General features: G+C 35.7%; 29 protein-coding genes. 19 read left to right on the forward strand and 10 right to left on the reverse strand.

The window, feature by feature from the left end; all coding sequences use genetic code 11:
* Window position 1: 1 nt before the first annotated feature.
* Together DWQ18_03545 and DWQ18_03550 are read right to left on the reverse strand one after the other, a co-directional pair.
* Window positions 2-433, reverse strand: coding sequence for an AsnC family transcriptional regulator (locus DWQ18_03545; GenBank protein RDJ33988.1), 432 nt, complete (start codon window positions 431-433; stop codon window positions 2-4).
* Between the two features lie 74 nt (window positions 434-507).
* Window positions 508-1,281: a DsbA family protein gene (locus DWQ18_03550; GenBank protein RDJ33989.1), complete on the reverse strand. Its 774-nt coding sequence runs from the start codon at window positions 1,279-1,281 to the stop codon at window positions 508-510.
* 92 nt (window positions 1,282-1,373) lie between these two features.
* Between DWQ18_03550 and DWQ18_03555 the strand changes: the two genes are divergently transcribed.
* Together DWQ18_03555 and DWQ18_03560 are read left to right on the forward strand one after the other, a co-directional pair.
* Window positions 1,374-1,796, forward strand: coding sequence for a hypothetical protein (locus tag DWQ18_03555; GenBank protein RDJ33990.1), 423 nt, complete (start codon window positions 1,374-1,376; stop codon window positions 1,794-1,796).
* Between the two features lie 284 nt (window positions 1,797-2,080).
* Window positions 2,081-3,037 carry an exo-alpha-sialidase gene (locus DWQ18_03560; protein ID RDJ33991.1) on the forward strand — a complete coding sequence of 319 codons (957 nt, stop codon included), beginning with the start codon at window positions 2,081-2,083 and terminating at the stop codon, window positions 3,035-3,037.
* 55 nt (window positions 3,038-3,092) lie between these two features.
* Here the strand turns inward: DWQ18_03560 and DWQ18_03565 are convergent, their stop codons facing one another.
* The gene (locus DWQ18_03565; GenBank protein ID RDJ33992.1) at window positions 3,093-3,758 is read right to left on the reverse strand and encodes a hypothetical protein; all 666 of its coding nucleotides are present in this window, start codon (window positions 3,756-3,758) and stop codon (window positions 3,093-3,095) included.
* Window positions 3,759-3,857: 99 nt separating this feature from the next.
* Here DWQ18_03565 and DWQ18_03570 point away from each other — a divergent pair, with 99 nt between their 5' ends.
* Window positions 3,858-4,556, forward strand: coding sequence for a hypothetical protein (locus DWQ18_03570; GenBank protein RDJ33993.1), 699 nt, complete (start codon window positions 3,858-3,860; stop codon window positions 4,554-4,556).
* A gap of 65 nt (window positions 4,557-4,621) precedes the next feature.
* Here the strand turns inward: DWQ18_03570 and DWQ18_03575 are convergent, their stop codons facing one another.
* Window positions 4,622-6,307: a hypothetical protein gene (locus DWQ18_03575; GenBank protein RDJ33994.1), complete on the reverse strand. Its 1,686-nt coding sequence runs from the start codon at window positions 6,305-6,307 to the stop codon at window positions 4,622-4,624.
* Between the two features lie 149 nt (window positions 6,308-6,456).
* Between DWQ18_03575 and DWQ18_03580 the strand changes: the two genes are divergently transcribed.
* The 4 genes from DWQ18_03580 (at window position 6,457) to DWQ18_03595 (ending at window position 10,243) form a co-directional block, all read left to right on the forward strand.
* Window positions 6,457-7,398, forward strand: coding sequence for a hypothetical protein (locus DWQ18_03580; protein RDJ33995.1), 942 nt, complete (start codon window positions 6,457-6,459; stop codon window positions 7,396-7,398).
* A gap of 206 nt (window positions 7,399-7,604) precedes the next feature.
* On the forward strand, window positions 7,605-8,099 hold the full coding sequence (locus tag DWQ18_03585; protein ID RDJ33996.1) for a hypothetical protein: 495 nt from the start codon (window positions 7,605-7,607) through the stop codon (window positions 8,097-8,099).
* Between the two features lie 108 nt (window positions 8,100-8,207).
* The gene (locus DWQ18_03590) at window positions 8,208-8,960 is read left to right on the forward strand and encodes a high frequency lysogenization protein HflD (protein RDJ33997.1); all 753 of its coding nucleotides are present in this window, start codon (window positions 8,208-8,210) and stop codon (window positions 8,958-8,960) included.
* 167 nt (window positions 8,961-9,127) lie between these two features.
* Window positions 9,128-10,243: a sensor histidine kinase gene (locus DWQ18_03595; GenBank protein RDJ33998.1), complete on the forward strand. Its 1,116-nt coding sequence runs from the start codon at window positions 9,128-9,130 to the stop codon at window positions 10,241-10,243.
* A 54-nt stretch (window positions 10,244-10,297) separates the two neighbouring features.
* Here DWQ18_03595 and DWQ18_03600 read toward each other — a convergent pair whose 3' ends face one another.
* Window positions 10,298-10,492 (reverse strand): hypothetical protein, encoded by a 195-nt coding sequence (locus tag DWQ18_03600; GenBank protein ID RDJ33999.1) that lies wholly within the window; start codon window positions 10,490-10,492, stop codon window positions 10,298-10,300.
* Between the two features lie 235 nt (window positions 10,493-10,727).
* Between DWQ18_03600 and DWQ18_03605 the strand changes: the two genes are divergently transcribed.
* Complete coding sequence (locus DWQ18_03605; protein ID RDJ34000.1) at window positions 10,728-11,048, forward strand: hypothetical protein; 321 nt, start codon at window positions 10,728-10,730, stop codon at window positions 11,046-11,048.
* 220 nt (window positions 11,049-11,268) lie between these two features.
* Here the strand turns inward: DWQ18_03605 and DWQ18_03610 are convergent, their stop codons facing one another.
* A complete protein-coding gene (locus DWQ18_03610) occupies window positions 11,269-12,213 on the reverse strand; it encodes a sodium:calcium antiporter (GenBank protein ID RDJ34344.1) in 945 nt (314 codons plus the stop codon).
* A 125-nt stretch (window positions 12,214-12,338) separates the two neighbouring features.
* Between DWQ18_03610 and DWQ18_03615 the strand changes: the two genes are divergently transcribed.
* Together DWQ18_03615 and DWQ18_03620 are read left to right on the forward strand one after the other, a co-directional pair.
* Window positions 12,339-12,572, forward strand: a complete 234-nt coding sequence (locus DWQ18_03615) for a DUF2061 domain-containing protein (GenBank protein ID RDJ34001.1) — start codon at window positions 12,339-12,341, stop codon at window positions 12,570-12,572.
* A gap of 64 nt (window positions 12,573-12,636) precedes the next feature.
* The gene (locus DWQ18_03620) at window positions 12,637-14,754 is read left to right on the forward strand and encodes a peptidase (protein ID RDJ34002.1); all 2,118 of its coding nucleotides are present in this window, start codon (window positions 12,637-12,639) and stop codon (window positions 14,752-14,754) included.
* A gap of 28 nt (window positions 14,755-14,782) precedes the next feature.
* Here the strand turns inward: DWQ18_03620 and DWQ18_03625 are convergent, their stop codons facing one another.
* Together DWQ18_03625 and DWQ18_03630 are read right to left on the reverse strand one after the other, a co-directional pair.
* Window positions 14,783-15,196: a hypothetical protein gene (locus tag DWQ18_03625; GenBank protein RDJ34003.1), complete on the reverse strand. Its 414-nt coding sequence runs from the start codon at window positions 15,194-15,196 to the stop codon at window positions 14,783-14,785.
* Between the two features lie 79 nt (window positions 15,197-15,275).
* Complete coding sequence (locus DWQ18_03630) at window positions 15,276-15,659, reverse strand: ribbon-helix-helix protein, CopG family (GenBank protein RDJ34004.1); 384 nt, start codon at window positions 15,657-15,659, stop codon at window positions 15,276-15,278.
* Between the two features lie 90 nt (window positions 15,660-15,749).
* Between DWQ18_03630 and DWQ18_03635 the strand changes: the two genes are divergently transcribed.
* The 4 genes from DWQ18_03635 to DWQ18_03650 are packed head-to-tail and all read left to right on the forward strand — an operon-like array spanning window position 15,750 to window position 19,470.
* Window positions 15,750-16,655, forward strand: coding sequence for a zinc ABC transporter substrate-binding protein (locus DWQ18_03635; GenBank protein ID RDJ34005.1), 906 nt, complete (start codon window positions 15,750-15,752; stop codon window positions 16,653-16,655).
* Window positions 16,643-17,368, forward strand: coding sequence for a metal ABC transporter ATP-binding protein (locus tag DWQ18_03640; GenBank protein RDJ34006.1), 726 nt, complete (start codon window positions 16,643-16,645; stop codon window positions 17,366-17,368). The genes DWQ18_03635 and DWQ18_03640 overlap by 13 nt, the downstream gene beginning before the upstream one ends.
* 32 nt (window positions 17,369-17,400) lie before the next feature.
* A complete protein-coding gene (locus DWQ18_03645) occupies window positions 17,401-18,186 on the forward strand; it encodes a metal ABC transporter permease (GenBank protein ID RDJ34007.1) in 786 nt (261 codons plus the stop codon).
* Between the two features lie 36 nt (window positions 18,187-18,222).
* Entirely contained in the window at window positions 18,223-19,470 is a 1,248-nt protein-coding gene (locus DWQ18_03650; GenBank protein ID RDJ34008.1) for a divalent metal cation transporter, read from the forward strand.
* Here DWQ18_03650 and DWQ18_03655 read toward each other — a convergent pair.
* Window positions 19,467-19,760, reverse strand: coding sequence for a hypothetical protein (locus tag DWQ18_03655; protein ID RDJ34345.1), 294 nt, complete (start codon window positions 19,758-19,760; stop codon window positions 19,467-19,469). The two genes, DWQ18_03650 and DWQ18_03655, sit on opposite strands and share 4 nt — an antisense overlap.
* A gap of 162 nt (window positions 19,761-19,922) precedes the next feature.
* On the opposite strand from DWQ18_03655, the gene DWQ18_03660 reads away from it, so the two are divergent.
* On the forward strand, window positions 19,923-20,330 hold the full coding sequence (locus DWQ18_03660; protein ID RDJ34009.1) for a response regulator: 408 nt from the start codon (window positions 19,923-19,925) through the stop codon (window positions 20,328-20,330).
* On the opposite strand, the gene DWQ18_03665 is transcribed toward DWQ18_03660, so the two are convergent.
* Window positions 20,331-20,768 (reverse strand): SRPBCC family protein, encoded by a 438-nt coding sequence (locus DWQ18_03665; GenBank protein RDJ34010.1) that lies wholly within the window; start codon window positions 20,766-20,768, stop codon window positions 20,331-20,333.
* A 79-nt stretch (window positions 20,769-20,847) separates the two neighbouring features.
* Between DWQ18_03665 and DWQ18_03670 the strand changes: the two genes are divergently transcribed.
* The 4 genes from DWQ18_03670 (at window position 20,848) to DWQ18_03685 (ending at window position 23,235) form a co-directional block, all read left to right on the forward strand.
* Window positions 20,848-22,128, forward strand: coding sequence for an exonuclease SbcC (locus DWQ18_03670; GenBank protein ID RDJ34011.1), 1,281 nt, complete (start codon window positions 20,848-20,850; stop codon window positions 22,126-22,128).
* Between the two features lie 9 nt (window positions 22,129-22,137).
* On the forward strand, window positions 22,138-22,536 hold the full coding sequence (locus DWQ18_03675; GenBank protein RDJ34012.1) for a peptidase: 399 nt from the start codon (window positions 22,138-22,140) through the stop codon (window positions 22,534-22,536).
* Between the two features lie 75 nt (window positions 22,537-22,611).
* On the forward strand, window positions 22,612-22,908 hold the full coding sequence (locus DWQ18_03680; protein ID RDJ34013.1) for a hypothetical protein: 297 nt from the start codon (window positions 22,612-22,614) through the stop codon (window positions 22,906-22,908).
* Between the two features lie 9 nt (window positions 22,909-22,917).
* On the forward strand, window positions 22,918-23,235 hold the full coding sequence (locus DWQ18_03685; GenBank protein ID RDJ34014.1) for a hypothetical protein: 318 nt from the start codon (window positions 22,918-22,920) through the stop codon (window positions 23,233-23,235).

Below are 23,235 nucleotides of genomic sequence, written 5' to 3' on the forward strand. Positions count from 1 at the left end.
CTTAGGGTGATTTTTTTATGAGTGCTTCTATTCTTCCACGATATTTTTCTTTGTAGAGTGATTTACAGGAACTACAACAAAAGAATCTCTCAATGTTTGCAAATTTTAAAACAGTTGGTTTTTTTCCAACTGGTCCCTCACATAAATCACAAACCATCTTTACTGACATCTTTTTTGAGAAATCAACATTAGGAACATCTGTTTCTGTGTGAACTCGCTCAAGTTTTGTTAGCTGTTTTTTCTGAAGTTTACTTGCATCAATTAGAGGTACAACGGATTTTATCAGGCCGACATTTACCAATCTCTGATATCGAAACTTTACGGTGGGAGTGCTAATTTTTAACTCTCTTGAGATCTGTCTAAATGACTTTCTACCATCTTCCATTAGGGACTTGATTATTGCAACGTCTGTCTCATCTAGTTCGTGAGTCATATTCATGATTAGCTTGCCTAGATATTTATTCACTAAACTTTACATTTGTAAAGTTAGGCTCTTCTAGCCTTGGCCTAGTTTGAAAGCTTTTCATTTAAAATCTCTTGGAATACAGAATATGGCTGGGCACCAATAATCCTTGTAAATCCCGTTTTTTCATTTCCCACAAAGAATCCAGGGGTACCTGTGACTCCGTATTGTCTTCCATCCTCAAGATCTGCGTTAATCTCTGCAAGATATTTCCCACTCTCAAAACAGTCGTTAAACTCTTGCATATCTAGATCAAGACTCGAGGCATATTGCTTGAATGTGTTGACTGCCACAGGGATCTCAAGATCTTGCCAATTCTTCTGATTCACAAACAGCAGATCATGATATTCCCAGAATTTTCCTTGATCATCTGCACATTCAGAGGCCAATGCTGCAGGAACTGCATTGGGATGAATTCCCTGAATTGGAAAATCCCTGTACACAAAATTCACCTTTCCTGTTGACAAATAGTTTTGTTCAAGCAATGGTAATGTCGTTCTATGAAACCTTTCACAGAAAGGACATTGAAAGTCTGAGAACTCCACGATTGTAATTTCAGCATCTGGATTTCCCTTGATGGGATCATCATCTAGTGAAATAAACAGAGTGGTAGAACCTGTCTGGGGTTGTGTTGGCTGAGTACGGGTTGGACCTATAACATCCTCTGCATTTTGAATTATTATCGGCTGTGGTGGATTGAATTCAGAAGCAAAAACATATCCTCCTAGGAATGCGGCAATTACAGCAGCTGATACTAACGAAATTAGCAGTTTGTTGTTGGAACTCTTTGCAACTTTACCTTGTTCTGACTCACTCATTGCAACTAATTAAAACCGATTGTATATAACAACAGAACCTTACAATTGTAAAATGGTATTGTTATTTATCTCAAAATCACACGTATCATATCTTGGTATTAAAAAACAAGATAGGGATTTTTACTGGAATAGCACTTATTGGAATCCTTGTCGCCTTGTCTATGTCATCTAATGAATTGGTAGACCTTGAAGCTCTTTCAACACCAGTGGGATTTGATAATATTCGAGTTACAAGTATTACTGAAAACAGTGTAGAAGTTGTAGGTACAACCAAAGTCAAGGTAAACTGCGAGGTGGAATATGGAATAAACGAGACATATTCCAGCACAGCTACTGATAGTGGCATGATGGATATGGGACACACTGAGCATAAGGTAACTCTACTTGGTCTAGAACCAAGTACAAAATACGACTATAGATTCAAAGCATCATTCCAAGGTGATGACTATTATTCCAAGAAAAAGTCATTTTTGACATCACCATTGCCTGCAGCACAAAGTTCTATGGATAGATAGCCCATGTTTCATTGCAAGGATATATGTAAAAAATTTAGAGTTAGGAAACCCATTGGAGGGGAAGGACGCTACGGCTCAGGCCAAAAGTGGTGTAGTATATGCCATCGATTCATGTATCATGATAAGATACGTTGTCCCTGTTGTAGCTGCAAGTTACGAAATAGCCCACGTTCTACAAAACTAAGAGAGTCATTAAGAATTACCAAAAAAAGAACCAAGGTAAAAGACCTTCCAGAAATAAAAAACTGGAAAATAGTATAATTATTACTGAGAGGATGCATAACATGAAAAAGAAATCACTAAACAAAAAAAATAACACCAAGACATTTTTGCTTAGTGTGATTTTTGTCGTACTTGTAGTTGCTTCTATAACCGCAGTTTTAGGGCTTGTTATTGTTGAACAATCAAAATCTACTGATTCCAGTACCGTTAATGATGAAAAGACCGTCAACTGGCGTCATGTGCACGGTATAGGATTGGATCCTGTTGATCCTGATATCTTGTACATTGCAGCTCATGGGGATTTCTACCAAAGCCTGAATGGTAATCTTCCCGTAAAAGTAGATGAGAAAAGATCTGACTACATGGCATTTAATGCTCCACCTTCTCCAGGCATTCCGCTTTATGCAAGTGGACATCCTTCAACTGGTGGGAATACTGGATTGATCAAAAGCAACAACGGAGGAAAGACTTGGGAATTTGTATCAAACGTAATTGAACCTCCTGCAGATTTTCATGCAATGGCAATTAGTAAACAAGATCCTAATGTCCTGATTGGCTTTGACAGTGGTGCACGAGGTTTGTTTAAGACAACTGATGCAGGTATCACTTGGAACAGCTTAGAGTATCCAGAATACATCTCAGCACTTGCAATCTCGCCTAATGATTCTGATTCGATATTTGCTGGAACAGGAAATGGAATCTACAAATCTTCTGATGGCGGATCGACATGGAAGCATCTGAACTATAAAGGAATCACAGTTTATGCCATTGTTTTTGATGATGAAGGACATCTCTTTGCTTCAGTAGATATGTACGGTTTGGTGCATTCTGATGATCAGGGAGAAGTTTGGAATGACATGCAAGATATCAATCTCACAGTCACAAGCATGGCTGCAGACTCGCAAAAGAAGATGCTCTATGTTGGTGGCTATTCGCCTGAAGGATTCCAGGAGGTTTTCAAGATTCCTTACGATGTTAGCTTTTATGAGATAATCGGGACAAACAAAGGACTAAAATAATAACCATAAAATGAACGGAACTATTTTTCACATTCTGTAATGATGGGCCGATGCATCATGATTCTAGAATGCATACAGTATTATCATTTCCAGTAATCCTGAATGTCTCTAATTCTGCTTGCTTTCCTTCACCCGTGTATACATCAATATGCTCTCCTATGATTGACGGTCCTTCATCTTCAGCATTAAAGACCTGTTTGTTCCATGGATGAGGTAGGCTTGGAATTGTTACCTTGTTACCATATTGAATCAGAGATTTGTCAACAGCAATGGTGCTGATCTTTAATTCATGCCCGTTTCCATCTAGTGGTATATCACTAAGATGATATGACTCATCATACCATCCTAGATATTCTCCTGATTGAGTTCTTCCCCAACCCTCTATTCTTACTGCATCAACAAAATCTTTCTTGAAAGTATGTTCTTTGTCATCGATGATCACCTTTAGAATATCTCCAGAATGATCATCTTCTACTGGAGTAAAATATCCAGTAATGTACCATTCATCACTGCATTTAGAATAATCCACTGATTCATCATTTAGCTTAATTAGCTGTTCTTCAGAGTCTATCACTTTTGGAATCTCTCTTGTTGATATATCGTTACTAGTTGAAGACAATTCAAAATAATATACTGCTGTAGCTATTAACAAAACAGAACCAATAATCAGACTTGTCCTTACTTTTGAAATCAATAGTATCTCTGATTTTTTGACGTTAATAACAACAGTATTTTACAATTGTAAACTGTAATTATTAATTATGATGTGTGTCAACCATGATTAAACTTAAAAAATTTAGAAAATTTGAGAGACTGAAAAATGAAGAAAATCCGTATTAAAAATAATTCACTCACAAGGCATTTGCTTGTTGGCTCTATTGCATTTGCTTTGGCATTTGTTTTCTGGTTGGCACACTATGAGTGGGATGATGAGATGAGATTATGGAGGGCATTTGGAGATTCAGGATACACTATGCTCTTTATGACACTAATCATTGGACCTGCAACCAAATTATGGCCACGTTTTTCCTCCTTGCTTACTTTTCGAAGAGAAGTTGCAATTTGGTTTGCAGTAATGGCAGTAACTCACGGAATCTTGATTGCACATGGGTGGGCAAACTGGAACGTGGAAAGGTTCTTTGGCTATGAATTCATTCCGCAGTTGGATAGAATTGTCAGAATGGAACCAGGATTTGGTCTGGCAAATACGATTGGGTTTGTTGCGTTCTTGTGGATTGCAATTCTTGCACTTACCTCCTCAGACAGAGCAATGAGATGGCTTGGAGCATCCTCTTGGAAATGGGTACATACTGGCTCTAACATTGTTTTTTATTTAGTTGCCATACACACGTCATACTTTCTTTTCATACACTATACAGAATCATTTCACAAAACGGTCCCTCCTCAAAGCATCTTTGTAATCCCATTTGTAGTGATGAGCATCACAGTTCTTGTTTTACAAATATCGTCATACATTAAGGTGGTCAGATCAAACAATAGACGACTATTGCAAAAATAGCGTGAGATTTCCATTAAAATCCTCTAGAGACTCAAATTTACTTTGAGCTGGCTGTGGGAAAAGAATTATGTGGATAACGTTGCCTCTTCTTTCTTTTTCCAAAGAACTACCATGTACAATGCCCATAGAATCCATATGATGGCCATCAGAGAGTGAAGTATTGCTTCATTAGATTCTACAGGTTTCTGATTTTCCTGAAATGTCAGATCTTCCACCTGATACGGTTGATGTGTTAAAGGATCTAACAAATTTTCAACTGATGAGAACTTGTCTGTTAAGAAAAGTGCATTTGAGGTTTCAATTTTTGAACTGATAAAACGATTTTCTTTTTCCAGATCATCAACAAGATAAGTTATGGAGTTTTGTCTGGCAGTCTGCAATAATGATTCTCGGTCTAACCTTACATCTGTTTTTATTGCAACAAGAACTATGTTTTGCACATTATTCTGACCGTCCTCAGTTAAGAAAACATACTGTGAGGGAAAGCTTTCCCCCATAGTCTTGTAGATGCTTTTGAATAATTTAGAATGATCCCCGTGTAAAGATCCTATTACGTTGGAGATGACTATGCCATCTGGATTAAGCTTGGAATCTAAAACTTGGAAGAATTCGTCAGTAATCAGATGATATGGAATATGGCTTGGAGCATATGCATCTAAAATTATCAAATCATACGAATTATTTGTTGAAGTCAGAAATGATCTTGCATCTTCATTGAATATTCGTAGCCTTGGATTGTCTGTTAATTCAAAGTATTTGTAAGCAACATCAATCACCTCAGGATCAATCTCAACAACATCCACCCTAACCTCTGGATACACCAAAAGGAAGTTCTTTGGACCTGAGAATCCACCACCGCCTACAAACAGGACATTCTGAATGTTAGGATTTACCAAGCTCCCAACATGAAAGAAATCAGTATAATCTATGACTAGAGCAAGTGGATCATTTTCATTCATTGCACTATGTTCAACACCATCCAAGAACAAAGAACGAATGGTACCATAGTCTATTACATCCAGATGGCTGTACGGAGTTTCTGTTTCATAGATGGGCTGTTTCTTGTGGAGAACCACACTGGTGCTAAATGAGGACCACGGCAAAAGCAAAATGATGATTATTCCAATCGTAATCATCTTTGGAATCTTCTTTAATCCAATCAAGGAAAGAATGATCAAAGCGACTCCTAATGCAAAAATTATCTGTGACACTTCAAAACTTGGCAAAATGAAAAACACTGTGGAAAATGTTCCGACTATGCTTCCAAGAGTCGCCATGGCGTAAAGGCTTCCTGAAATATTTCCTAAATTGTGTAATGCTTTGGCTCCAAGCTTGATCATATACGGAGATACAAAACCTAACAATGAAGATGGAAAAATCAGGAGAAGAAACGTGGCTACAAATGCAGTGTACTGTGTTCCTGGCAGTACAGTAATGGCAAACTCAACTATGGATGGACTCAGAAATGGAATTATCGTGATGAATAATCCACTTGCAAATACTATGGAGCATATTTTTTCTAATGTTGGATTCCTGTCTGCAATTTTTCCTCCAATAAAATAGCCAAGACTTAGGCCTGTTAATATGACGCCAATCAAGCTTCCCCATGTGTATGTCGAACTTCCAAAAACGGGAGTAAGAATTCTGCTTGAAACTATTTCTAGTGCCATAACGATTGCACCAGAACCAAATGATAGTATTCCAAGTTTCCAAGCATTATTCTTCAACGATGACGCTTTCAAAGATGACATTAAACTAGGAAAAACAAATGCATATTAAAAATGACTTGTGAGTTGTTCTAAATTTTATGAAACAACAAAGAACTTTACAATTGTAATGTATTGTTCTTATCTATGTTAAGACTGAAAAAAAGATTTGATAGTTATAATTCACCTTGAAAGTGAACAATAAATGGGGTTTTCAAAAATTATTGCTTGTCATGCAGATTAGGAAATACTTTGTATTCTCGATATTGATTGCAATGGCTATATTCTTGAATAATCAGGTCTTCGCTGAGGAGTTATCTGTTATTGATGAATGCATAAACAACAAGCTAACTTTAACAATACTTTCATCTGGAAATCCTGTTGAAAATGCCTCTGTCTACATCTATCAGGATTCCTCTATGAAAAAATTTCATGACAAGCTAATTACTAATGCTCAAGGCCAGATTGAATTCCAATTTTCTGAGAAGACTGTTTATGCCAAAATCACCAAGGACAAACATGATGACTTGATTCAATCCCTTTCTTGTATTGAATCGTTTAGACCTCAATCAGTCTCAATATTTGGCGTTGTAGACAGCTCAGTTGGAATAATAGATGATCCTGTTAAACAATTAACAATTGTTGATCTAGGAACATTTTATGGACTAGCTGGAAATGGAACAATTCCAGATACGGTAAAAATTCTTAGAGACAATCATGTATGGAAAACAATAACAAAAGGAACTGGAATATCTCCGTCTACATCTCATAGTGAGTGGCAAATCCCTCAAACTGTATTTTATAATGAGCTTCCAGGAAAATATAGGATAATTCTGATTACAAATGGTACAGAAACACTAGTCTATGAATTTGAGGTACGACAGATTACTGAATACAACAAGAGCAATTTTGAAGGTAACACTACAAAAAATATTTCTGAAAATGCCTCCAAGGAATTATCGAAATATAATGTCACTCCATTAAAACAAATGAAAAATGGCGTATCTCCTAATGATATAATATGTAACAGCAATCTGCAATTAATGTTTAAAATCACTAATGATTCTCCTGCATGCGTAAAGCCATCAACTGTTGAAAAATTAATCGAACGAGGCTGGTTCTTTCATGGTAATTAGGCATGAAACAATCTAAATTTATTCAAACCCAGAAAATGGAAAAAAGATTCTATATCTTTAGCCTATCTAGAAAGTGAACAATAAATGGGGTTTTCAAAAAAACAATTTTGTGGTTTCTGTCCTGATGACCGATGTTTGCTTGACTGCAAAGTGTGTAACCCAAAATATGGAAAGGGATGTAGTTGTGAGTCTTAGTGGTGAAAGCTTTGCATAAGGAGGCACTCAAATTAGTATACTCTGGAACTACCTATTGGATAATCTCTGGGATCATCTTTGTATGCCTCCTACTGTTTCTTTTATCTGCACGAGAATTTCTCTTCTTTGAACCATTTTGGGCATTCCATATTCCATCAGACTGGATTCCACAGTTTGTTTTAATTCTAGTTGTAGCTGGACTAATATCTCTAGTTTCGAGCTTGGCAGTATATCAAATTAGGATGCTAAAAGCAAATTCCAAAAAGACAGGTACTGGTGTTATTGGTTCTTTGATTGGTATAGGTGCAGGTGTTTGTACAAGTTGTGGGCCTATAGGGTTTTCAATAATTACAACATTTGGAGTGGCAGCAGCCTCAACCTTGTCTTTTCTTTATGAATATGAAATACCAATTAGATTGGTAGCTATTGCTATCTTGATTGCAACTTATTTTATGATGATCAGAGGAATTTCTAAAGAATGTAAAGTTAGAATAGATGAAAAATAAAACCTGACACTTTTCACACCTGTTTAGTACCAAAATAATCACAATACATAGTCTTATCATCTTCTAATCTAAAATTTTTATAATTGCTCAGCAGATAATCACCGATACATCATAGAAGAAATCATTGAACAGATTGGAATGCTTACCCCTGCACTAGTTATGGGATTGGGTCTAGCAGTTGGGATTCAACATGCCTTTGAGCCTGATCATGTTGCTGCAGTAAGCACGCAGATTTCAAAATCAAAGTTTGCTAAAAAATCCACTAGACAGTTAATCAAGGAATCATTAACAAGATCATCACTACTTGGCATTTTGTGGGGCGCAGGGCATACAACCACACTGGTCCTGATTGGTTTCTTGGTTTATGCCCTTGCAGTAACAATTCAATCTCAGATTTTTTCTGGATTGGAATTTGTAGTGGGATTGATGCTTGTATTTTTGGGAGCCAATACAATTCTTAACAAAAAGATAAGATTCAGACACAAACATCCCCATCAACACAAAGACGGAACAATACACTTTGATGAGCACGAACATGACGATTCAAACCACAAACACAACCACAGATCATACCTGATTGGCTTGATTCACGGATTGGCAGGAAGCGGAAGCCTTGTAGTCTTGACTGCAAGCACTTTGGATAATGTTGGTATGGTCTTAGGATTTATTGTGATTTTTGGAATCGGTTCTATGGTAGGAATGGCATTGGTAGGAAGCCTAATGGGTGTTCCATTGGCATTTGGAAACCGAATTGCACTAGTTCAAAAAATATTTCGTTATGTTGCAGGATCATTCAGTCTTGTATTGGGATTCCATATCATGTATCAAATTGGCGTAGTCGAGCACCTGTTTGGAATCTAAAGTGATTTTTTACGCCTAGAATATATCGATTGATTGCTGGGGTTAAACTGATTTAGCTAATCCCTTACCTGGCGCATTTTACACATCTCTAATTAGTAAATCAACAAAAACTGTTTGCAAAAACTGATCACTCAACAATTGAAATCAAGAAATTCATACACTCATACATGGCAAAATTCATTGCAAGAGAGAAAAAAATGGATGATGATCCATTCTCGGCAACGGAGCGAACTCTCAAATTTAGCAGAGAGCCAAATAATGTGTATTCAACTGAGTTTGATGGATTAGATGAGGAAAATGAAAAATTAGATTCCAAAGGCTCTTCATCTGATGATTTAGATACAAAGCCTGAGATTCCAGATAAACAGGATTTTGCCAAAACAAAAGATTATTCTCTAAACTCCTTTACAAATCCAATAAAGCATAGGAAAAAAATCAATTCTATTAAAAGAAATATTGAAAAAGAAAAATCTGAATGCAGAGACATACATTCTAAAATCAATATCCAAACAAAAAGAGTAGAAGAAGCAAGACGAAGCTTACACGAATCACAAAAAAAATTACAGAGTATCATAGAAGAGCAATCACAAGATTATGAAATAGTTGAGCGGTTTTCACACTTGGGGGAGATCTCAGCTAAGATGGCACATGACATTAGAAATCCACTGACTGTTCTCAAAGCACATGTTGATTTGATGCGATTACGATATTCAAAAAATGAAGATTTGATCATGCTAAAATCCCTTGAGAGTATGGAAAAAGCTGTTCAAAGCATTGTTGGCCAAGTAAATGATGTTCTGGGATTTCTAAAGGATAATCCTCCCGAAATTTCAAAGCACGATGTACTTGAATTAATTAAAAAAGCAATTGCAGATTTAGTAATTCAACCAACTGTAACAATTGAATTGCCAAAGAATTCATGCACGGTACTATGTGATGAAACAAAAACCATCTCAATCTTTTCTAATATTGTCCTAAATGCTATCCAAGCTATTGGAGAAGAAGGCGAAATCAAAATTTTTGTTACAGAAGTTGATAAACAGTGCTTTGTTGATATTCAGGACTCTGGCCCTGGCATACCTGAATCTGATCTGGAAAATATCTTTGAGGCCTTATACACTACAAAAGAAAACGGGACTGGACTTGGACTATCAAGATGCAAACAGGTTCTAAATAATCAAGGCGGCTCTATATCTGTAAAAAATAACCCTACTACCTTTTCAATTGGTTTTAAAATAGCATATTTTAATAAAAATAAAATTACTTCAAATTCACAGAACTAAATCGTGCCTTGATTAATGATCACAATCTGCCTTAGTTCATTCTAATAATTTAAATCAGATTCTTTCCGTACAAACTTTTTTGTGCTTTCTTAGATCATCTTCTGAATGAAATTCCTCACCACATGCTCTACATTTTTCCTTCTTCTTATTGTGGGCAATTTCATCGTGCTTGTCTAATCTTTTTTGATACTTGAAGCGTGAACCGCATTTTTTGCATTTGAACTTGCGTACGCTATCCTCTGATGCCATGCTTTGTAAAGTACAATCAAGTACTAAAACTAATCATAAATTTGAAGATAAAAAGTCATTTTTTGGTTTCAAAAGATGTTAATTTTTTTTTCATTATGACTATTTTTCATGGTGTCAAAAACATTTTTCAAGAATTTCTTTTCTAGTGTTATAGTGCTCAAAATTGTTGGCACTAGTGAAAAAATCCCCTGTTGGTTATATTGAGTGAACGCGTAAGTATAGTGAGGAGAAAAAAATGCAAGAATCAATACAAAAAGAAAAGAAAGCACCAGCAATTCCAGTGATTGCATTGATTGCAGCTGGATTAACAGTGGTACTTGTTCTTACACTAACACCTTGGAACATAATTCCAACACAAGTTACAGAAGACGTGACAGTTCTAGCAGTAACAGAATATGGCTGTGTTGGCGAATCTGTTTTGGGCATTAGTGTAGTTGTTTCAGAATGTAGCGCCCAAGTTGGTGACGTAGTATCAGCCACGTTTAATGTTCCTGCAATGGAGATTAACGGATACTATGACAGCGTAAAAGCTAAATTAGCAATGGTTGAGCCTTAAACTCAGCCATCTATTTTTATTTGTGAATTGCGATAAGAGATTTAATAGTTTCAATACTCCAATTATATCATGGAAGAAAAAAAGAAAAAATTTAGCAACACTCAGGATGACTATGATAAGGCCATTGCATCTGAAGACCCAACAAAAGATTCTGTCGCTGATCTTGAAAAATTAGCAAAAGAGGCAATGAAGAAATTCAAATCCCTTTAGAACCTTTTAATCACATCAAGAGCAAAACCGAAGTGTATATTAGATAACCTACAAGCAACGCGATTCCTTCTAATTTACTAATCTTAAAGCCAGTTCTCATTATGGGTAAAAGAACTAGAGCAAAAATTATCATAATGTAATAATCACTCCACATTGAATCACTGACAGTAATTCCTGCAATTGATGCAGAGATTCCAATTATTGCCAATATGTTAAAGATATTACTTCCAACTATGTTGCCTACACTCAAGTCTGCATGACCTTTTCTTGCGGCAACAACTGATGTGATTAATTCTGGTAGTGAGGTACCAACTGCAACTAAAGTAAGACCAATAACTCTTTCAGAGATGCCGATATTTTGTGCGATTAATACTGCATTATCTACTGTCATAAAGGAACCAATTGTGAGAAGAACTAGGCCAATCCCAATTAAGATTATAGAGCGATATGTGGTTGTCTTTACACTAACTATTCCATCTGTTGATTCTACAATCTGTTCCTCTTTTTTTGCACTCTTGTAACTAAAAACAGTAAACACTACAACTCCAATTGCCAATAAAATTCCTTCAATCATTGAGATCTGTGCATCAAGTGACACAGCTAACAATAGAACTGAAACTCCAATCATAATGGGAACTTCTTTGCGTATAGTCTGTCTTGCAACTGCAATTGGTGTGATGATTGCAGAGATTCCAAGTATTAGTCCAATGTTTGCGATATTACTTCCAACAACGTTTCCAAGTGCCACATCTGAAACTCCATTTATTGCTGATGAGACACTAACTGATAATTCTGGAGTAGATGTTCCAAAGGCAACAATGGTTAAACCAATTACTAGCTGACTAATCTTGAATTTCTGTGCAATGGATACTGAGCCTTTGACCAGCCATTCTGCTCCAAAGTAAAGCATTGCAAGTCCAACTGCAACAAACAATCCATTGATGAGTAATTCCATGACTTTGTCCAATCTTAACTCGTCTATATAGGAATTTCATTTGCAAAACAAATTTTCTTAAAAACCGGTGTAGCAATTACTGCACAACATCGTTTTGATTACCTAAAGCAAAGAGACTCTTTTTCATGGATAGCAAAAAAAGAACATTACTCAAGACTGCAATTTATCGTGGCTCTACAACTGGAATGCTCTTTATTCTAAGTTGGCTATTTACAAATGACATCTATGAGACATCAATAATTACATTAGTCTTCAATATTCTTGCAACTGGAATATACTATTTCCATGAACGGTTTTGGTCAAAAACGAATTGGGGTACTATACCACAGTCTACAAACAAGGCTAATGCTGTAGCATAAAGTTCGATATGGAGAAATCGATGATCTAATTTATTTACCTATATTTCCATCGATTCTACAGACAATGAACAGCGAATCTAGATATGCGTTGCTTTCAGTTTTGATTGCTTTTTCATTATTAATTGGATATTCAGAGTTTTCATACGCCCAACAAATTGAACGAATTGAAGTGGTAGAAAACAAGATGGTTACCCTACTTGGAGAGGGTTTCGATGAGGACGCAGAAGACCTGACCTTCAAATGGGAACAGATTGGCGGGGAGACTGTAAATCTTTCATCATATACCAGTGCCAATCCAATGTTTATGGCACCTGATGTAAAAAACGGACAAATCAAAGTTTTAACATTTCAACTAACTGTCACTGATACTCAAAACGCCAAAAGTACTGCAACCGTTGAAGTCGTTGTCAATCCAGTTAATCATGCTCCTATAGTTGATGCTGGACGTGATCAACTAATCTCTGATACAGTAACTGTTGTAACATTCGTAAGCAGTGTGATTGACCCTGATGGTGATGATTTAAAATACAAATGGGAACAAATTTCTGGTGATCCAATCACTCTACGCACTACAAATGAAAGATTTCTTACCTTAACTCCAAATGATCTTAAATCAAAAATCACAGTACCTGTAACATTTCGATTAACAGTTACCGATGGTTATGGAGGAGAAGGAAGTGATATCGTCTATCTTCGTCCATATGAAGGAATACTACGAAATGACAAAATTCAGATTGATGCAGGACCACTACAAACTGTAACTTCTGGTGAAACTGTCACTTTACAAGGTTCTGGAACTACTGCAAACAATGCTCCTATTAGCTACACTTGGGTACAATTAACTGGCCCTGGAGTTAGACTTAGCTCAATTGGCGAAGCAAATGTTGATTTTATTGCTCCTCACCTTTCTGATAATAGAGAAAGATTACTGGTTTTCCAACTGACTGGACATTCCCCATCAAATGGATGGGCATCTGATTTAGCAATGGTAAAAGTTCTTCCAAAGAATGCATCACCAATTGCTGATGCAGGCGATGATATCTCTGTTAGACAACGAAGTCTAGTTGAATTATCTGGAACTGGAATGGATCCTGATAATGATAGAATAAAGTTCTCATGGACACAAAAGTCAGGACTGAAGATGGAGTATTATGAACGCTCTCCTCAAATTATTTACTTTTTCACACCACTAATTGATACAAAATCAGTTGATGCCGTATTTGAATTCAAAGTCACTGATCAGTTTGGAAACACTGGAACAGATGATGTTGTGGTAACCATTACTCGTGCAAACAATCCTCCCTATGTTGATGCAGGTTCTGACCGTAAAGTCACTGGTGAGACAAGTGTATCAATTAATGGATATGCATTTGATACAGATAATGATCCAATAACTGTAACTTGGACCCAAGTTGGTGGTGAAGCAGTAAAAATTACCTCTGATGGAACCAAACTAAGCTTCATGGCACCTAAAGTGGCATCAAATGAATCAAAAAGATTGGTATTCCAACTCTCTGCAGTTGACTCAGAAGGTGCAAGAACCGCTGATCAAATGATTGTATATGTATCGCCTGAAAACAGTGCACCGGTAGTCAGAGTTGGTGCAGATGTATCTGCTGATGAAAATTCTCCTGTTACCCTTACGTGTACTGCAACTGACATCGATGGTGATGATTTGCAAATAAACTGGTCTTCTAATGGAAATGTGGCTTTGGGTGATACTAGCAAACGTGTAATTTCATTTAATGCACCAAACGTTGTAGTGGATACAAAAATTACTTTGACATGTAGTGCATCTGATGGAAGACTATCTGGTTCTGACTCTCTAGTTCTATCTGTAGTTAATCTAATGAACAATAACATTGTTGCAGATGCTGGTCCTGATAGAATAGTAAATGAAAAAGTAAAGGTTGTTCTTGATGGCAGTAATAGCCATGACCCAGAGGGTGAGACCTTGACATATGCATGGAAACAACTCTCTGGTGAGGAAGTAAAATTGACCTCTCCATCCTCTGCAAAAGCATCCTTTGCAAGCCCAACTGTGGCAAATGGCCAAACAAAGACACTGGTCTTTGAGCTTCGAGTCTTTGATGAATTTGGAAGAAAAGCAAGTGATACTGTTACTATAACAGTTGATCCAATAAACTCTCCACCAGAAGCAAAAGCAAGTGCTATACAATAATTTTATTTTAGAATCTCTTCTTTGTTTGCTAGTTAGGGTCTATTGTATCTAGTATATCGTTTTTCCAAATAATATGTGATTTGTAGAGCTTTGGGTTATAATTTGGATTATCCACTATGCAATTCATACTTTTCAGATTCTCTTTAATTCCAGATTTGTCTATGTTTACTTCTTCACCTATCAAGAACATGTATGCTTGCCACTCATGACATTCCTTGACACTTTTTTTCATTGTTGCATATGCCAGGTGTAATGTTGAAAGGTACAATTTTTCATCTTCAGATAAATCATTTCCTGCATCATACTCTTTTTTTAATCGCTCAAAATAGATCATACCATTTTGTGTTAAAACAAAATCAAATAACTCTGAGTACTTTTCAATAGGGACAGGATAATACGGATTACTTTGAATCTTCATCATAAAATCAATGTGATTTTTCATGATATCAGTTGGAATAATACTATAGAAATTCACCCTAGTCTAAAATTATACACCATGTGATATTCTACAAGTAATGAATTTAGAGTGTAACTAGTTTTACAGTGTCCATCTTTTTGTTTGTCTGAAAGTTTCGTGTAATCACGCTTACACGTTTTGCATCTCCATCAATTACAAAAAGCTCCATACATCGTTCTCCTTCTATCTTACTGTGCAGATGAGTAGTGATGAGATCCTCAAAATCGTGAGTTATTCCAGAAACGACATGATCAAACTCATCATTGTGAACTACAAGTAAGATGGCATGAACATTTCCTGTCATCTGTGACTTTTGTTTTTCCTCAACTACGAAACTTCGAATTCCTGCCCTTATTGCTTCAGACCTTCCAGTAAATCCCATTGACTTTTGAAGAGAATCCAATTCATTGAGAATATCCTCATTGAGTGAAATGGAGACAATGGGCATGAGTAAATTGTTATTAATTTTCTTATAAAGATAACCATTAAAATTATTAACTTTTCTTAACTTTATTAATAATTGCCTCATAGTTTGCGTATGACCAATCAGTCGATTCTGGCAATAGCAGTAATCCTAGTTGTAATGCCTACTCTGTCAGTTGGGTTATGGCTTTCTGATTCATCATCTCAGATACAAGAAAATACAAATTCTGAACTTGTGATTTTAACATCATTTTATCCGATATACGAATTTACAAAGCAAGTAGGTGGTGATAACATCAATGTATCATTACTTGTACCAAAAGGTGTTGAACCACATGATTGGGAGCCAACAATAAAGGATGTTCAAAAAATTGAGAGTGCAAGTGCAGTAATAATTAATGGCGCAGGTTTTGAGAACTGGATTGATAATATTTCAGAGATTAATTCCAAAGTGAAAATAATAGACACTAGTCATGGAATAGAGTTAATTCAATCACGTGATGATGAGTCATCAATTGATCCTCACTTTTGGCTCAATCCTGTAATGGCACAAATTCAAGTTCAAAACATTGCCGATGCCTTATCTGAAATCGATTCACAAAACGAATCTGCATATCGAGAAAATTCAAATCAATTCAAAGAAGAACTGTCTCTACTTGATCAAAGAATTTCAAATGAACTTTCTAATTGTAAAAGAGACTTTCTTGCATTCCATAATGCCTTTTCATATTTTGCCAATCAATATGGTTTAACCCAACATACCGTTGTTGATACCAGTGGACCTCATTCAGAGCCAAATCCCAAGACCCTTGAAAACATTGTAAAATTAGCAAACAAATTTGAAATCACGATAATATTTTCTGAAGAGGGCGTTGATGAACGTACATCACAAGTTTTAGCAAAAGAGATTGGAATAAACGTCTTGACATTATCGCCAATTGAAATTGCAGATGATGAGTCCTATATTAAAAAAATGCAAGACAATCTTGAGAATCTAAAGGTGGCATTATGTCAAAACTAGTAGAGATTCAAGACCTTGCAGTTAGATATGGTGATGTTAAGGCATTAGATGGAATAAGCTTCTCTGTAAATGAAAAAGACTTTCTTGGAATCATTGGTCCTAATGGAGCTGGAAAATCAACATTATTCTCTTGTATGCTGGGATTGCTGACAAAATATGATGGCTACATCAAGTTTTTTGGAAAGGACATTAGAAAATCTCGTGATTACCTATATGATATTGGATATGTGCCTCAAAAGCCAGTTTTTGAGGCTAATTTCCCAGCAACTGTGCGTGAAGTCATTCAGATGGGAATGCGTCGTGGCATTGATGAATCAAGGGTTGAGACAGTACTTCAAGACGTCTGGATTCATGAGCTTGCAAATAGAAGAATTGGAGAATTGTCTGGAGGCCAGCAACAACGCGTCTTTATTGCAAAGGCACTTGTGAATAATCCTAGAGTCCTAATCTTGGATGAGCCTGTCACTGGAATTGATCAACAAAGTACTGAGATGTTTTATTCCATACTAAAGGAGCTAAACAAAACTCAAAACATTACCATAATCTGGTCTTCACACGATATGGATGCAGTAAATAATTTAGCAAACAAAGTTGCGTGCCTTAATCGAACTTTATTCTTTCACGGGATATCAAGTGACTTTTTTACCAATAAAGAACTTGTTAAGCAGTATTCAGAAGCATCAATGCAGGAGCACATGCATCACCACGAGTAATCATGTCCCTTGAAATTCTATCTTACGGGTTTATGCAGAGAGCTCTAATCTCTGGTATTGCAATTGCAATTTTATGCTCTGTGATTGGTTTGTTTCTTGTTCTTAGGAGATACTCATTGTTTGGTGATGCAGTTGCACACTCATCCTTTGGTGGAATTGCTGCAGGTTTGCTTGTGGGAATATATCCACTTTGGACTGCATATGCTGTCTCCTTAATCAGTGCAGTAATCATTACACGAATCAAACAAAGTTTTAGAATTTCTGGGGATGCATCAGTGGCAGTTCTTCTGTCTTCAGGAATTGCAGCAGGTCTTGTACTGATTAGTCTTTCCGGTGGATTTACAATTGACATACTTAGCTTTCTTTTTGGAAGCATTCTTTTAGTTAGTACAAACGATACAATTCTCATTCTTGGATTAACTGGGGCAATTCTGATTATTGTATTGTTGTTGTATCGTCAGTTAATTTATTCTACATTTAATGAAGAGCAAGCCAAAGTTAGCGGCATTCATGTTGAACGATTAAACTATCTGATAGTCTTTATTGCAGGAATTACCGTTGTTACATCAATACAGCTAGTTGGAATACTCTTGATTTCTGCTCTATTTGTTATTCCTAATGTGACTGCAATTATGTATGGAAAAGGATTCAAGAAGACCATTCTAATATCGATTGGATTTGCAATCTTTTCTGTAGTTGGAGGAATTTTACTATCATATGCCTTTAGTATCACTCCATCAGGAACTATTGTGCTCCTATCTATTGGAATATTTGCAGTAACTATGGGTCTAAAATCTCTAGGTTTGCTTCGACATTAGCCTGATATACTTTCATTCTTAAACCCTGAAATGTAATTGAAGGAAAAATATAGTCGTCTCTTAAAGACACTCGGACCGGGAATTCTGTTTGCAAGTACAGCAATTGGAGTGTCTCATCTAATACAATCTACTAGAGCGGGAGCAGAGTATGGATTTCTATTATTGGGAATTGTATTGATAGCAAATTTGCTAAAGTATCCTTTCTTTGAGTATGGCTCCCGTTATGCAAATGTCACTGGAACCAGTATAATAGATGGATATCAAAGATTAGAGCGCAAAGCCTTGTTGCTTTATTTTTTTATAACAATAGGCTCTATGTTTTTTGTAACAGCTGCAGTAGGTTTTGTCACTGCAGGGTTTTTGGAAAATTTATTTCAAATAGAATTTCTTGGGGTATATCCGATAATAATTTTATTTGCTGTGTGTGTGACAATTCTAAGCGTTGGTAAATATCGAACATTAGATAGTTTGATCAAGATTATTGGTTCTGTATTGGTTGTATCCACTGTTATTGCATTTGCACTAGTTCTGATAAACGGGCCAATAAAACCTGAGGAGGAATTTATCGCAAAGGAAATTTGGTCACAGTCTGGAATATTTTTCTTAATTGCATTGATGGGATGGATGCCAACTGCCATTGATCTTTCCAGTTGGAATAGCTTGTGGACATTGGAGAGAATTAAACAGACTAATTTTAAGCCAACACTAAAAGAGACATTACTCGAATTTCGAATTGGCTATATCATTACAGCAGTACTGGCAGTATTTTTTGTAACTTTGGGTGCTTTCATATTTTATGGAACAACTGAAGATTTACCAAATGATAACTCAATGTTTGCTCATAAAGTTGTAACCTTATACACTACAACAATTGGGGAATGGAGCTATATCATTATTGCAGCTTCTGCATTTAGCGTAATGTTTGGTACTATAATTGCGGTTTTAGATGGTTATTCTCGCTCTCTTCACAGAACAGTCACACTACTTTGGAATCCTTCAGGCACTAGTTTCCAAAGGTACTATGTATTCTTCATTCTAATCTTGAGCATTGGTTCTCTAATTGTTGTGTTCCAATTCCAAGATAATTTGAAACTACTCGTTGATTTTGCAACTACATTATCATTTTTGATTGCACCTGTAATTGCAATCTTTAACTTTAAACTAGTTACTGGAAAGTATCTCACAAAGGATTCTCAGCCTCCACTCTGGTTAAAAATTCTAAGTTATGCTGGAATAGTTTTTCTTATTGGGTTTGCAGCCTTTTTTGTCATAACTCGTTTTTAGTTGGGTTTTTCTGAATCATCTTTCCCAGTTTGTTTGTCATGGCCTGGACCTACCATGTCTTCTGGTTTTACATCTTGATCCCATCGTCCTTTGACACCCTTTATCAAAAACACAACTCCAACAGCTAAAGTTGCAACTACTCCTCCAAGAAAGATTCCTTTATCCTGAGTCTTTAGTCCACAATCCACTTGGACAGGTGGTTTATCTTCAAAATATTCAAAACATTCTCCAAACTCTTCAGCTTCAATTGATACAAAGAAGAATTGGTTTCCAAAGATGCTAAGTATCATAAATCCCGCAAAGATGAATCCGACTCCAATTAAAGTAAATCTTGTATCGCTCACAGGTTAAATCCTTCATAATCATATTTACAGTTTGAGTGTGTAATTGTGTTGTTCACACTAGACATACTGATACTAATAGACTCAAAATTTGGCCAAAAATTGAGTAATATGGGATTAAGAATTCTAGTTGCAGAAGATAACAAATTTACTGCAATGCAGTATCAAAAGATACTTGAAAACAATGGACACACTGTAATAATTACTAGTGATGGAAATGAATGTGTAAAAAAATATGCTGATGCATTGTCTAGTTCTGAATTTGATTCTATAGATTCACACCCATTTGACCTTGTATTGTTAGATCATAATATGCCAAAAAAAAGTGGTACAAAGGCAGCCAAAGAAATTCTTTCAAAGAAACCAAATCAAAAAATATTATTTGCATCAGGCTATCTTAGAAGCCTAATTGAGGATCAAACTGGAGAAAAATTACTAGGAAAATTAGACATTATTGAAAAGCCATTCTCATTAAACATGCTATTGCGAAAGATAGACAGCATGTCTAGAAAAAAATAGCTACTCCAAAGAAATCTTTAAATTTTTTAATGAATTTTGGTAAAAACAACTTAGGAATTTTACAAAATCTGAAAATTCTTTTCTTGTCATCTTTTCACTGTTAAAATACGATTGCCACGTTATTTTTTGGGAATTTTTCCCACTTTCCATTGATATTGTAGCATGATAAGCACGAAGTGGCAATCCACTTACTGCAATGTATGAAAAATACTCGTTATTTTTCCAGCCGACTATGTGCTCCTCTACGATATCTCCATTATCAAAGAAAATTTTTCTAATGGAACCAACATCTCTTTTTTTCTTTGACAAGTAAGTTGTACGTTTTTGTCCTTCAAGCCAATCCAGTCCAACGATATTTGAAATTTTTTTCCAAACTTTTTGTTTTGATGCCTTGATTGTAACTGTTTTTTTGACTGTTCCTGTGTGGTATTTTTTCATGATTTACCGATTCACTAGATGACCATTTAAATTTTCAAACACTCTAACACATTTATCGGACTTATGAATAATAACAAAAATGGTCTTTGGTTGGGGAAAAAAGAAGAGTGAAAATCAAGTTAAAGTTGAACCAAAACAACAACAAATTATCATAGAACAGATTCCAAGTATAGTCGATGATATCAAAGAAATTCGAAGAAAGACTCTGATTGCTGAAATAAACAACTTTGGTGCAAAAATTAATCCTAATTTGGAGGAATTAATCAAAATTGCAAAAGAATTGGAAAAAGATGACTTGAATGTCGATGATATTGATAAGCATCTCAAGGTTCTAGTGGTAAGAGGAAAAAAACTAGTAATCTCCACAATTAAAAACGAAGCCAATAAAAAATTCTCAAAAATTGACTCTTATGATGATGCTGTGGCTCTTGGTAATGATGTATCACATGCATTAAAAAAAATGGGTGATGTTTTAGGTAGGCAATCCCGTGTCATACACATATTTGCAAAAAAATATGCTGACAAACTCAAAAACATTTTATCAGTTCTAAATTCTGACAACTCTGAGATACAAACAATACTACAAAATTTTACCCAAATAGATTCCAGCAGAAACGACATCTTAGATTACATCAAACAATTAGATGAAGAAAAGTCTTTAATCGAAGAAAAGAAACATCGTATTTCTGAACTCTCTGAAACCCTACTTCAAACCAAAAAATCACATGAAGAAGTGGACAATAACATAAAACAACTCAGATCTAGTTCGGAATACAAAAAATATCTAGATATTAATGCAAAAATTGACGAATTTAAAATCACAAAGCATGATATAAAAAATGAAATTGACTTACAATTCACAAAGATTTCTAGGCCTTTGGGAAAGTATCAGTATGTATCTTCATTGGATAAGGATAAGCGTAACCTCTTGGAGAAGTTACTTCATGACCCATTTGATGTACTCACATCTGAAAACAAGTCTGCCTTAATTGAGATTATTCAGTCTGTAAGAAAGGCAGTCGTTTCTGAATCTATATCTGTTAAGGATGTACAAAAATCACTTACCTATCTTGATGAGACAACAGAAATGCTTGATGGATACATCAAGCAGATCTTTGAATACAATGCAAAATTAAATGATTTGGAATCTACACTTGATGTTTTTGATTCAAAAAAACTAAAGGATCAAGAACATGCCTTGCAAAAACATGTTGAGAATATAGAAGATCTAGAATCAAGAATTAGCTCCTTGGAATCTGAAGTTAAGGAACTAAATGACTCTAGACCTAGAATTATTTCTCAAATACAGCAGAGATTAGATGGAATCTCTGCCATACGTTATTCTATTACCTCAGAGTAGTATCCAAACATGATTTTTAAAAAATCAAATTTTGAGCGACGTGTTTCTCTAAAAGCCGATGTACGCGATGGAATTCTTTCTTATTGTAAAATGAAGCATCCAAATGAAGGAATTTTAATTCTTAAAGGAAAATCTAAAAATGGAAACATAATGATTGATGGTTTGGTTATTCCTCCTTTTTCACACGGGGGTCCGACATTTGCTGGATTTCCACATTCATTCTTGCCTTTTGATACTAGCTATGTTGGAACTGTACATTCGCACCCAACTGGTCCTGCAGAACCATCAGTAACTGATTTACATAATTTCTTTGGATTAGTATCTATGATTGTAAAATCCCCCTATGAGGATGATGATATTTTGGCATGGGATAGTAAAGGAAACTCAATTCCGATATCCATAGTCTAAGTAGACAAAAAACTGACAAAACCTTATATGGTATTTTAAAGAAATTACAATGATTTGTTCAATTATAAGACATATTTGATTTTCCTGTTTGCATCTCTAGCAGTAAGCATAGGTTTACAATTACTTCTTCCTCCGCCATACGGCTTGGTTGCTGCAATTGCAATCTTTATTGCATTTCCATTAATGCTTAGACGTCGATACATGAGCCGATTTAGAGGCTATGGTGGTTCTGGAACTGGTGCTGGAGGATTCTTTGGCATGAATTCTAATGCTGGTTCTGCTGTAAAGTACGTCTGTCTTGTTTGTAACAATCGTTACAAGGGTGGAGAATGCCCACGTTGTGGCTCCAAGATGAAGCGTGCAGATTTCTAAATTACAAAGATGACCTTAGAAGAACTACGCAAGAAAGCAATTTATCAAAATTCAATTGATACTTGGATTGTTGCTTGTGAGGAAAAAGACTTAGATTGGTATGAGACTGAAAATTATAAAAAATTCATTGACTATCTTACAAAGAACAAACTAAACATGAAAAAATTTCCCTTATGCATTAAAGAATCTGGTGGAATGCATGAGAGAGGAAAAGACAAGACAAAATTTGCAGAAATTTTATCTGAATCAGAAGATCCTAATGCTGCAGCATACACTCTTAAATTAAATGATGCAACACTAGACATCATAAGAAAATTTTCTCTCTAG

The sequence above is a fragment of the Thermoproteota archaeon genome (assembly GCA_003352285.1).
GTDB lineage: Archaea > Thermoproteota > Nitrososphaeria > Nitrososphaerales > Nitrosopumilaceae > PXYB01.

Coding starts and splice junctions, on each gene's coding strand:
- DWQ18_03545 (RDJ33988.1), bottom strand. CDS start 433: ATGACTCACGAACTAGATGAGACAGACGTTGCAATAATCAAGTCCCTA.
- DWQ18_03550 (RDJ33989.1), bottom strand. CDS start 1,281: ATGAGTGAGTCAGAACAAGGTAAAGTTGCAAAGAGTTCCAACAACAAA.
- DWQ18_03560 (RDJ33991.1), top strand. CDS start 2,081: ATGAAAAAGAAATCACTAAACAAAAAAAATAACACCAAGACATTTTTG.
- DWQ18_03570 (RDJ33993.1), top strand. CDS start 3,858: ATGAAGAAAATCCGTATTAAAAATAATTCACTCACAAGGCATTTGCTT.
- DWQ18_03575 (RDJ33994.1), bottom strand. CDS start 6,307: ATGTCATCTTTGAAAGCGTCATCGTTGAAGAATAATGCTTGGAAACTT.
- DWQ18_03595 (RDJ33998.1), top strand. CDS start 9,128: ATGGCAAAATTCATTGCAAGAGAGAAAAAAATGGATGATGATCCATTC.
- DWQ18_03600 (RDJ33999.1), bottom strand. CDS start 10,492: ATGGCATCAGAGGATAGCGTACGCAAGTTCAAATGCAAAAAATGCGGT.
- DWQ18_03605 (RDJ34000.1), top strand. CDS start 10,728: ATGCAAGAATCAATACAAAAAGAAAAGAAAGCACCAGCAATTCCAGTG.
- DWQ18_03610 (RDJ34344.1), bottom strand. CDS start 12,213: ATGGAATTACTCATCAATGGATTGTTTGTTGCAGTTGGACTTGCAATG.
- DWQ18_03615 (RDJ34001.1), top strand. CDS start 12,339: ATGGATAGCAAAAAAAGAACATTACTCAAGACTGCAATTTATCGTGGC.
- DWQ18_03620 (RDJ34002.1), top strand. CDS start 12,637: ATGAACAGCGAATCTAGATATGCGTTGCTTTCAGTTTTGATTGCTTTT.
- DWQ18_03625 (RDJ34003.1), bottom strand. CDS start 15,196: ATGAAAAATCACATTGATTTTATGATGAAGATTCAAAGTAATCCGTAT.
- DWQ18_03630 (RDJ34004.1), bottom strand. CDS start 15,659: ATGCCCATTGTCTCCATTTCACTCAATGAGGATATTCTCAATGAATTG.
- DWQ18_03635 (RDJ34005.1), top strand. CDS start 15,750: ATGACCAATCAGTCGATTCTGGCAATAGCAGTAATCCTAGTTGTAATG.
- DWQ18_03640 (RDJ34006.1), top strand. CDS start 16,643: ATGTCAAAACTAGTAGAGATTCAAGACCTTGCAGTTAGATATGGTGAT.
- DWQ18_03645 (RDJ34007.1), top strand. CDS start 17,401: ATGCAGAGAGCTCTAATCTCTGGTATTGCAATTGCAATTTTATGCTCT.
- DWQ18_03655 (RDJ34345.1), bottom strand. CDS start 19,760: ATGATACTTAGCATCTTTGGAAACCAATTCTTCTTTGTATCAATTGAA.
- DWQ18_03660 (RDJ34009.1), top strand. CDS start 19,923: ATGGGATTAAGAATTCTAGTTGCAGAAGATAACAAATTTACTGCAATG.
- DWQ18_03665 (RDJ34010.1), bottom strand. CDS start 20,768: ATGAAAAAATACCACACAGGAACAGTCAAAAAAACAGTTACAATCAAG.
- DWQ18_03670 (RDJ34011.1), top strand. CDS start 20,848: ATGGTCTTTGGTTGGGGAAAAAAGAAGAGTGAAAATCAAGTTAAAGTT.
- DWQ18_03675 (RDJ34012.1), top strand. CDS start 22,138: ATGATTTTTAAAAAATCAAATTTTGAGCGACGTGTTTCTCTAAAAGCC.
- DWQ18_03685 (RDJ34014.1), top strand. CDS start 22,918: ATGACCTTAGAAGAACTACGCAAGAAAGCAATTTATCAAAATTCAATT.